This window comes from Photobacterium japonica (assembly GCF_050337005.1).
Classification (GTDB): Bacteria; Pseudomonadota; Gammaproteobacteria; order Enterobacterales; family Vibrionaceae; genus Photobacterium; species Photobacterium japonica.
Genome location: NZ_JAKJSN010000094.1, coordinates 1 through 10,421 on the forward strand (window position 1 = coordinate 1; position 10,421 = coordinate 10,421).

Sequence of the window (10,421 nt, forward strand, 5' to 3'; positions counted from 1 at the left end):
GTGGTCCTGTGGTCCTGTGGTCCTGTGGTCCTGTGGTCCTGTGGTCCTGTGGTCCTGTGGTCCTGTGGTCCTGCAGGCAGAATTTAAGATCGAGTGTCAAAAGCAAGCATTGTGACTGCTTTATAATACTAATAATTAGGTTTGTTTTTTCTACCGAGAGGAACGACAGGTACTGAAAATGGCCTTGATGTAATCATCAAGGCTAGGCGAATTCTTTAAACGTTATTGATCGGAATGAAAGATAGACGACTGATAATCCATTACCGCTTAATCACCAAATGTGCTCGGACTGTTGAGCATCGTGAATCATGATTAGGTAAGTGCCTTGTCCATAGGACCTCAGGACCTTTTAGCCAGCGCTACCGGCCGCTCTTCCTCGTCCCTAGCACCTATTTGACCGATTTTTGACACGCTACCGCCCTTGGGTTGAGGTTCCCAATATCCATTGATGATGTGCCAGCGGTAGTAAGCATTTTGCGTTGGATATCACAGCACATAGTGCAATGGCATGCGCTGTACACGTCAGGCTGTGTGGTATCGCTAACACGCCATCGGCCACGACTTGAAAGTCGTCCTAAAATGCGACCGTGATTTTACACACTTTTTGTGTTGATAGGAATATGAGTTTTAGCGCTTATCGGCATCTTTTTTCTCTGGTGCCATTAAATGACTGTAATTTCAAAAAATATGCAAAAACATGACAACGAGAAAATGTGATCCCCCTCACGCATGGTTATTTTGCGAACAAAAAGAACACGCTGCACACCAAGAATATTGGCTTAAGAAATAAGCGTCAATGTTGACTCATCACCATTGTATCCAATTAAGCAACTGAAAAGACTCTAAAGTTCTTTTATGACAAGATCATTGATGCATTGCAGATTTGCCCATATCACCATATCATTGCATAGAAGGCGGGTTCCGCTTTTGCTCTTTTTGGCTTTTAGCCTTTTGTGAAAAATTGTTTATAGACGCTATACAACAATAAGGGAATTAGAATGAAAAAAACAACAATTGCATTGCTAGCAGCAATGTCTATGGCAGGTTCTGCATTTGCCGCAACTGAAACGACTGCAGGTGCTGCGGGTTCTGCTTCAAGCACAACAGCAACGGCTGCAACCACCACAGCTACAACGACAGCGGGTACAGCAGCGGGCACAGCAGGTGCAACAGCCGCAGCGGCTGGCGGTATCACAGCAACAACCGTTGCTGTTGGCGCAGCTGTCGCCGTTGGCGCAGTCGCGGTTGCTGATTCAAGCAACAACGACAACAACACTACAACGTCTGTGTCTGCACAGGGTTAATTGACGCACCGTCAATAACACCAACACAACAGACACACAATAACCGTACCTGAGTGGCACAGGTGCTGCTGTGCGGTTATTTTTGTTGCGTTCACGGTTTATTCTGCGCTGGGTGCTTGCACGCGGCGTTCTTTTGTTTGATTTTCTGTACTACAGGGAGTGAGTAGCTAGGATGCCCACTGCACAGCCTGCCGCCTTATCGGCATTACGATCTCGGCTTTACCGATTGATGTTGGGGAGCTGCTTACTCTCCGCCCCTTTACTGCTTTCTGGCTGCAGCCAAAAATTCAATGATGTGAACGACACCATGCAGCTCGCCCTGTTTGGTAATGCCGATGCCACATTAAGCGTTGACGATGTCAATAACCTGCCGTATGCCAGCCTTTATGCCAGTATAGACGATGGCCCCCAAGCCTTCATGGTATTAGCCTTGGCAGAAACCGCCCCCACTTATGCCCATTCAGCGGAAAATGCAGTGGCGAATACCGCACCGCCGATACTGAAATGGTTATCGTCCGATAAAGGCATGCTACAAACCCAATCTGGCCGGGTGGTGAAAACGCTCAACTTACCGCAAGGCAACGTGGTAGCGCTGCGCAGCACAGAAACCGACCCTCTGCAGTTGGGTTTACAGCGTGCCGATACCCCGCGTTCGTGGCAACGTCAGATTGACTGGCAACCGGGTTATCACACGGGCTATCAAGCCCTCTCTCACTTTACTCAGCATGATAATCAGGTGATCTTGGTCAATCAACACCCTATCGACACCTTGTATTTCACCGAAGAGGTGTCTGTTACGGCGCTCGATGCCACGTACACCAATGCATTTTGGCTGCACCCATCAACGGGGCGCGTGATCAAATCACGGCAGAAATTGGCACCGAACCTGCCCTATGTCGACATAACGGTACTTAAGCCATTTTTTGCTACGGGGCAAGCACAATGACACCGACTCTCTCTACGCTCGCACTCGCTTCTCTCGCTATCATGGGAACATGGTTTTCGCCACTGCTTCATGCTCAGCCTCAATCGCAAGCACAAGCACAAGCACAGACACAAACTGAGGTATCGCAAGCGGGTGTAAAAACGCACATAACGGTCAATGCGACGTACTCGCTGAATCAAGGCGACGCCGCACAAACAACGACACCACAAGCACTCACCCTGTCTTACCCTGCGCCGGTTCGACTCGAACAAGTGCTTGCGGATACGTTGCAGCATTTACCACAGTTACCGGTACCTGCCATCGATAACGGCACAGCCATCAGCGGTCAGGCGATCTATTGGCCGGCAGCCAGCGTATTTACGGCCTTTCCGCACCCCCAGAAAATGGCGACCCACGCGGCGCTGTCTGAGCTGATTAAACAAAGTGACGACGCAGACGCCCGTATTTTTGATGCATTGCAGCACCAACTGGCCCAGTTACCCATCGGTGAGCGTGTATTCACGCCGCTGGATTATGATGCGGTGCGGATCACCCCGGCACTCAATCCGCTTATCACCCAGTCGATTACGCTGGTATTGCCGCCCAAACCCACGCATGTCTTGGTGGTGGGTGCCGTCAAACAGCCCGGTTTTTTCCCGTGGCAACCTCGTCAAGATGTCGACAGCTATGTTAGCCAAGCGGATGTCGCCACACACGGCATGTCACAGGCCGATAACAGCGAAGCCATCGTGATCCAACCGGATGGCACCGTAGAAACCCATGCCTTTGCTTACTGGAACCACCAGCACCAAGACATTGCCCCAGGCGCGACGGTGTATCTGCCTTTTGCGGATTTACCCCGAGATGCCGCCTCACTCAATGATGAGATCGTTCACTTATTAAGGAATCGGGCCCTGTAATGCACCCTGTACTTAAAACCTCGTTATCGGCCCTCACCCTGGCCATGCTGCCTGTTCTGCATGCCCATGCTGATACGTTTGATTACCCTGAATTTTCCCCGTCACAATCTGATTTTGGTGGCGTGGGCTTAATGCAAATGCCGTCTGGCCGTGTGGCAAAAGAAGGCGAACTCAGTGTTGGCGGTACCTTCAATGACGAATACCACCATTACACCGTGTCACTCCAACTGCTGCCATGGTTAGAAACCACCATTCGCTATACCTTGGTGCAAGATCTTCTGTATAGCAATGATGAAGACTTCAGTGGCGATACCAAATACACCGATAAAGGCATCGACTTTAAAGTCCGTCTATTAGAAGAAAGCTACTGGCTACCCGAAACCTCCATCGGGGTACGTGATTTCGGTGGTACCGGCCTGTTTGATGGGGAATTCATTGCCGCCAGTAAACATGTCGGCCCGTTTGATTTCACCTTGGGTGTCGGCTGGGGCTATATCGGTAACAGCGGCAACTTAACCGGGGATAAATCGCAAGCGGTCGATTGTGATCGTAATACCGATTACAAAGGCAAAGGCGGCAGCATTGATTTTGATCGCTGGTTCACCGGTTGTAGCGCCGTATTCGGCGGGGTGGAATACCAAAGCCCGTGGGCGCCGTTGCGCTTGAAAGTGGAATACGACGGTAACGATTACACCAGTGATTTCCCTGTCACCCGTGGCGGCGTGGACATGTCACAAGACAGTAAATTCAACTACGGCGCATTATACCGCTTAGGCCAATGGGGGGATGTGCGTTTAAGCTATGAACGCGGTACCACCTGGACGCTGGGCTTTACGTTGAATACCAACTTCAATGACATGAAGGCGATGTGGCAAGATGATCCCGTGCCTGCGTATGATACACCCGCCGCACAATCGGCACGTGCAGCCAGTGAGTTGACGCCTGCGCAATGGGAACAGCTAGCGCAAGACTTGCACCAAATCGCAGGCTATAAAGACCCTGCCATCTATGCCGATGACACCAGCATTACCGTGATGGCACCGCAAACGAAGTACCGTGACCGCGATGAAGCACAGTTACGCGCAGGCACACTGCTGGCCAACCAAGGCCCGGCGGCTGACACATATCGCATTATTGAAACAGCAAACCGTCAGCCTGTGACAGAAACCCACATTGATCGCGATGCATTTGCCAATGTGGCCGATCACCGCGGTTTCAATACCCACATGGATGATGCGACCGCGGCTATCGAGCCACAAGCACCGACAGGCACCCTGTATGCAAAGTCCAATAAGGATTGGGATGTCAGTGTGTCACCAACCTTGCAGCAATCGTTCGGTGGCTCAGAAGATTTCTATCTGTTCAATATCGGGATTTCCGCGGGGGCAAATTACTGGTTTAGCGATAATGTCGAGCTAGGCGGATCGCTCTATCTAAATATCTACGATAATTACGACAAGTTCCTGTATGAAGTGCCGCCAGATGGGACCGATTTAAAACGTGTCCGTACCTTGGTGCGTCAGTACATCAATGACAATCCGATCCGCATGAACAATTTGCAGCTCACCTGGATGGATAAACTGAGCGATAACTGGTATGCCCAAGCGTACGGCGGTTATCTGGAAATGATGTTCGGCGGTGTGGGCAGCGAAGTGCTGTACCGTCCACAAGGCAGTAACTGGGCAGTTGGTATCGATGCAAACTACGTCGTACAGCGTGATCCGGATTCACAATTGGGTTTCTTTACCGAAGAAGTGCAATTTGACCCTATCACAGGCCGCAATTACCGCGTACAAACCGGTGCGCTAACGGGTCATGCAACCGTGTATTACCAACCTGACTGGTCATGGCTACCCAATACGCTGTTCAAAGTCAGCGCGGGTCGCTACCTGACCGAAGACATTGGTATGACGGTGGATTTCTCGAAGCAATTTGACAGCGGTGTGATTGCCGGTGCTTTTGTGGCGAAAACGAATTTGTCTGCAGAGGAATTTGGCGAAGGCAGCTTTAACAAAGGCTTCTACATTTCGATCCCGTTTGATGTGATGACAGTGAAACCAAGTACCAATCGTGCAACGATTTCTTGGCTGCCGCTATCTCGTGACGGTGGACAAATGCTGAACCGTAAGTACCAACTGTACAGCGTGACCGATGCACGCTCACCGTGGTACGGACGTAAAGCCATGCACTAAGTGTCATTACCTGTCTAGATCATAGATAGCGTTGATACCAACAAAAACGCCGTGATGCTGAATCGCATCACGGCGTTTTTATTTATTCATACTTGGGTCAACGACATTCACGCTTAATCTGTACCAAACGTAATCTTCGCTAACCTTAATCTGCACCAAACAGGTCACGGGTGTAGACTTTATCCGAAACATCTTCCAGCTCTTCCGCCATGCGGTTAGACACAATCACATCTGATATCTGCTTGAAGGCCTCAAGATCGGTGATCACTTCCGATTGGAAGAAGTCTGCTTCTTTTAACACCGGCTCATACACCACCACCGTGATCCCTTTGGCTTTGATCCGCTTCATGATCCCTTGAATGGACGAGGCGCGGAAATTATCGGACCCCGCTTTCATGATCAAGCGGTACACACCGACCACTTTGGGCTTTTTCGCAATAATCGAATCTGCAATAAAGTCTTTACGGGTACGGTTGGCATCCACAATCGCCCCAATGATGTTATTGGGTACTTTGTGGTAATTGGCGAGTAATTGCTTGGTGTCTTTCGGTAAACAGTAGCCCCCGTAACCAAAAGACGGGTTGTTGTAATGATTACCGATACGCGGGTCTAGCCCAACACCTTCAATGATCTGGCAGCTGTCTAAACCATTCGCTTCTGCGTACGAGTCCAACTCATTGAAGTACGCCACACGCATTGCGAGATAGGTATTGGAGAACAACTTCACCGCTTCGGCTTCTGTCGAGTGCGTAAACAACACGGGCACATCTTGTTTTTCTGCGCCTTGTAGCAACAAATTCGCGAAGATTTCAGCACGTTCAGACTTTTCACCGACAATAATGCGAGACGGGTGAAGGTTATCAAACAGGGCGCGACCTTCACGTAAAAATTCCGGCGAGAACAAAATGTTGTCACAGCCAAATTCGTCTTTAATGCGCTGGGTGTATCCCACCGGTACCGTAGATTTAATCACCATGACGGCATGCGGGTTGATCGTCAGCACATCACGGATCACCGCCTCAACGGAAGCGGTATTGAAGTAATTGGTGATCGGATCATAGTCGGTCGGCGTGGCAATAATGACAAAATCTGCCCCTTGATACGCCACTTGCTTATCCGTGGTCGCGGTCAGGTTTAGGGGTTTTGTCGCCAAATAGGCCGAGATCTCTTTGTCTTCAATCGGCGAAAGGCGGCGCTGAATGAGATCCACTTTTTCCTGCACGATATCCAATGCATAGACGTCATTATGCTGTGCCAGTAGCACCGCATTAGAAAGGCCGACATACCCTGTGCCTGCAACCGTAATTTTCATCACTTAACCTCAAAATCAATCGTATCCAGAGATAATAACAAAATACCATGACAGCGTGTTGCTATGACAAACAAAATCAATGGTATTGCTAGTACTAACGATAGATACGACGGTTAAAAAGGCAAAAAACTCTATGAAGAAATCACAAAATAATCGTATTAGGTCGCAGACTGCCTCTCCACCCTATCAGGCAGCAAGGCATTACAATGAGGATGAGGGAATATGCCTTTTCTCCTCTTGATGAGCAGCTAATCGAATGTCACTGTCGGGTTTCACCGCCTGCAAGCGTGACGCTAAACACTGCTGGGCTCGCGCTTCACCATGCACCAGATGGATGGTGCTCGGACCCTGTTCAATATTTTCAACAAACTCACACAATTGTGCTTGATCGGCATGCGCGGAATAGCCTGACAACTCGTGAATTTGCGCTGCAACCGGTACCGATATCTGCTGAATATCCACACTCGTTTCACCGGACAATAAACGCTGTCCTAATGTACCAGGGGCTTGATAACCGACCATCACCACATCCGTTCTTGCATCGGGCAATAAGGCTTTCAGGTAGTTCAAGATACGCCCTCCCGTGCACATGCCGCTTGCCGCCACAACAATGGCGGGCTCTCCGGTTGACTGCAAGCGCCGAACCAAATCTTCATGCTCTTGGTGTGATTCCACCGTCACACATTGGGAAAAGGACAATGGGTGACGCCCCAGTGTGACTTTTTGCTTCGCTTCTTTGGCCCATAACCGCTGAAAATGGGTGTATTGCTGTGTAATTTGTGAGGCCAATGGGGAATCTAAAATCACCGGAATATTTTGCCATTTAATGGCATCCGCGTTATCTGGCTCGCTATTGGCCAACATACTGCTTTCCGCCATCATGGATTCGATATCAAACAGCAACTCTTGGGTGCGCCCGACACTGAACGCAGGGATCAGAATCACTCCACCGTTTTGTAAGGAACGGCTGATGATCTGCATTAACTTCACGTTTCTGTCCGTATCACGGTCATGTAATCGATCACCATAGGTACTTTCTAGCACCAAGGTATCGACTTTTTGCGGCGAGCATGGGTCAACCAGTAACGGGGTATTACTCGGCCCAAGATCACCAGAGAAGACCACCGTGTGGCCATCTGGCAGTTCCAATTCAATGTACGCCGACCCTAATATATGCCCGGCCTGACGAAAATACGTTTTGATTCGGTCCCCAGAAGGCAACGTGATCGGGGCTAAGCAATCAAACGGCACCGGGCGCAGTAACGAATTGACTAACGCGATAAATTGATGACGTTGAGCATGGTTCAAATTGAGCTGGATTTTTAATCCATCATCCAACATCAAGGGCAACAATGCTGCCGTTGCTTCGGTGGCATAGATAGGGCCCCGAAAACCGGCGGCCAATAGCCAAGGAATACGGCCAACATGATCAATATGGCAATGCGTCAATAATAATGCTTGGATGTGTTGAATCGAGAACTCAATATTTAATGGCTTATGTGCTTCTGCACCTTGAAAGAGGCCACAATCAACCAAAATGCCATATTCTTTCCAACGAAGTTCATGACACGACCCGGTCACACCTTCATAGGCACCATGATGAAAAATCTGCACGTAAGAATCCTCAGATAATGAATGAGGGCATGATGGCAAAATCCCCTTCCCGCCTAAAGAAGATTGCTGGTTTGCACGACCCACTTCACGAAAATAGTGACAATGCCGCTGCACAAGAACACACAGATAGAACACATTTAACACATCAAACTTTTATGGTGAATGTCATCATTTTATCTATAGTTAAAGAGCTTAAAAACCGACAAAAAAGACACTCGCCGTGAATATCACTGCCTAACACACCACAAAACGGCGCATTATTCGCCATGAAAGCAATGCCATTTGGCCGATTTTAATCGTACCAAAGCACACACAATGACGGGAGAAGCATGAGCATGTATTTTTTTCTGCCACTCTTATTCTCTTTTTGTCTTATGTTTCCGCTGTATTTTATCGCCATAAAAGTACAACTGGTCGACTATCCGTCCTCCCGTAAACATCATCAGGGTATTGTCCCTCTCATTGGGGGATTGGGCATCTTCTCTGCCATGCTCGTCGCTTACCTCGTTCTGGTGAGCCTTAATCGCCATGCCGAGTTAGCCCAGCCCTACGCTTACTGGTTGGGAGCGGGCTGTTTTGTCTGCATCGGGTGTTTGGATGATAAATACACGTTGAATGTAAAAATACGCCTTGTCATGCAAGTCTTAATCACCCTGTGGCTGATCACAGGCGATCACTTACGCATTCTGACGCTGGGTCATTTAACCTCAGACATCCCCATCATACTGCCTGATACCGTAAGCCTCGCCATCACCATACTGGCCATATGCGGTGCGCTGAATGCGTTTAATATGATTGATGGTGTTGACGGATTATTAGGCATCATAACGACAATCACATTGTGCGCCATCGGTGTGCTGTTTTTCATCCAACAGCAACCTGATGGATACGCGTTTTGTTTACTCGTTATCGGGGCGTTGTTGCCTTTTCTCATCGTCAATATTGGCTGGCCGACCGGACAACGCTGGAAAGTATTTATGGGGGATGCGGGCGCATTACTGATGGGGTTTACGATTGTGTGGTTACTGATTGCAGGGAGCCAAGGCAGCACGCTGTCTGAACCTATTTTTCGCCCAGTGACGGCACTGTGGCTGATAGCGCTACCGCTGATGGATATGGCAGCCTTGATCCTTCGTCGCCTGCAGCAAAAACGTTCGCCTTTTCAAGCCGATCGCCAACATCTTCACCACCTTTGCCTGCGTCAAGGTTGGTCTCAACGAAAAACGGTGGGCGTATTAGGCAGCCTCTCAGCAGGTTGTGCTTTGATTGGCGTGTTCGGCGAACAGATGCAGCTCAGCGAACCACGGCTATTTGGTGGGTTTATCGGGCTATTTACGGTGTATTGGGGGGTGACGACCCGTATGAGCCGTACTCAACAACAATCGACAATGCATGAGAAAAACGTACCCAGCGCAACCATTGTGCCCTTCCCTAGTGGCTATCATTCCCTTTCTGAACAGAATCCAGCCAACAAACAAAGCAAAATAGTCGCGACAAAAAAATAGCAGTAGGAGCCCCTACTGCTATGTTCTATAAATAAGAGCGACGAGTGCTAAGAAAACGAAGACTTAAAGCTTTTTCGCCCACGCCTGTGCGGACTCATCGATAAGCTGGTAGGCGAAATCAAACGCTTCTCGGCTTTGGCGGTAAGGATCCGGAATGTCTTTTTGTCCAATCCACTGACCAAATAGCATGGTCTTGCCGCGCGCTTCCGGTGCAATCCCCGTCACGGCTTCGATGTGGCCTTTCTCCATCACCAAAATCAAATCATAGTCACGGCAAAGATCACTGGTTAGCTGTTGGGCAACGTGCCCTTCCAAGCTGATGCCGTGTTCTTGTGCCACCATGGCGGCCGTTTTATCTGCGGCTTTCCCAACCAACGCCCCCACCCCTGCTGAAGCAATATGCTTCTGAGGTAAATGGTGCTTAAGTAAGTATTCACCTGATGGAGAGCGACAAATGTTCCCGACACAAACAACCAAAATTTTGTTAAACATACGCGGTAATACCTTCATCCACTGACGGATTATCATGGGTTTATCTCGCCATAATATCATTATGAAAGTCGGACCGGATCCACTTTTTTATCAAAAGACAACGACCACATAACCCCCCCGTTGCATAACATATCAGTATAATAACGCTTTAAATATG

General features: G+C 49.1%; 9 protein-coding genes. 6 read left to right on the forward strand and 3 right to left on the reverse strand.

Annotated features, from left to right (window positions below; all coding sequences use genetic code 11):
* The first annotated feature begins 998 nt into the window (after positions 1-998).
* The 4 genes from L4C36_RS22830 to L4C36_RS22845 all read left to right on the forward strand — a co-directional run bounded on the left by L4C36_RS22830 (position 999) and on the right by L4C36_RS22845 (position 5,341).
* Positions 999-1,304 carry a hypothetical protein gene (locus L4C36_RS22830; RefSeq protein WP_428480074.1) on the forward strand — a complete coding sequence of 102 codons (306 nt, stop codon included), beginning with the start codon at positions 999-1,001 and terminating at the stop codon, positions 1,302-1,304.
* Between the two features lie 172 nt (positions 1,305-1,476).
* Entirely contained in the window at positions 1,477-2,250 is a 774-nt protein-coding gene (locus tag L4C36_RS22835; RefSeq protein WP_428480075.1) for a YjbF family lipoprotein, read from the forward strand.
* A complete protein-coding gene (locus L4C36_RS22840; RefSeq protein ID WP_428480076.1) occupies positions 2,247-3,149 on the forward strand; it encodes a capsule biosynthesis GfcC family protein in 903 nt (300 codons plus the stop codon). The genes L4C36_RS22835 and L4C36_RS22840 overlap by 4 nt, the downstream gene beginning before the upstream one ends.
* Positions 3,149-5,341, forward strand: a complete 2,193-nt coding sequence (locus L4C36_RS22845) for a YjbH domain-containing protein (RefSeq protein ID WP_428480077.1) — start codon at positions 3,149-3,151, stop codon at positions 5,339-5,341. Before L4C36_RS22840 ends, L4C36_RS22845 begins: the two co-directional genes overlap by 1 nt.
* Positions 5,342-5,486: 145 nt before the next feature.
* Here the strand turns inward: L4C36_RS22845 and L4C36_RS22850 are convergent, their stop codons facing one another.
* Both L4C36_RS22850 and L4C36_RS22855 read right to left on the reverse strand, forming a co-directional pair.
* On the reverse strand, positions 5,487-6,653 hold the full coding sequence (locus L4C36_RS22850) for a nucleotide sugar dehydrogenase (RefSeq protein WP_428480078.1): 1,167 nt from the start codon (positions 6,651-6,653) through the stop codon (positions 5,487-5,489).
* 201 nt (positions 6,654-6,854) lie between these two features.
* Positions 6,855-8,267 (reverse strand): MBL fold metallo-hydrolase RNA specificity domain-containing protein, encoded by a 1,413-nt coding sequence (locus tag L4C36_RS22855; protein WP_428480079.1) that lies wholly within the window; start codon positions 8,265-8,267, stop codon positions 6,855-6,857.
* A 17-nt stretch (positions 8,268-8,284) separates the two neighbouring features.
* Between L4C36_RS22855 and L4C36_RS22860 the strand changes: the two genes are divergently transcribed.
* Together L4C36_RS22860 and wecA are read left to right on the forward strand one after the other, a co-directional pair.
* Positions 8,285-8,491, forward strand: a complete 207-nt coding sequence (locus L4C36_RS22860) for a hypothetical protein (protein ID WP_428480080.1) — start codon at positions 8,285-8,287, stop codon at positions 8,489-8,491.
* Positions 8,492-8,596: 105 nt separating this feature from the next.
* Complete coding sequence (gene wecA / locus L4C36_RS22865) at positions 8,597-9,772, forward strand: UDP-N-acetylglucosamine--undecaprenyl-phosphate N-acetylglucosaminephosphotransferase (protein ID WP_428480081.1); 1,176 nt, start codon at positions 8,597-8,599, stop codon at positions 9,770-9,772.
* 63 nt (positions 9,773-9,835) lie between these two features.
* Here the strand turns inward: wecA and L4C36_RS22870 are convergent, their stop codons facing one another.
* On the reverse strand, positions 9,836-10,264 hold the full coding sequence (locus L4C36_RS22870; RefSeq protein ID WP_428480082.1) for an arsenate reductase/protein-tyrosine-phosphatase family protein: 429 nt from the start codon (positions 10,262-10,264) through the stop codon (positions 9,836-9,838).
* Positions 10,265-10,421: the final 157 nt, after the last annotated feature.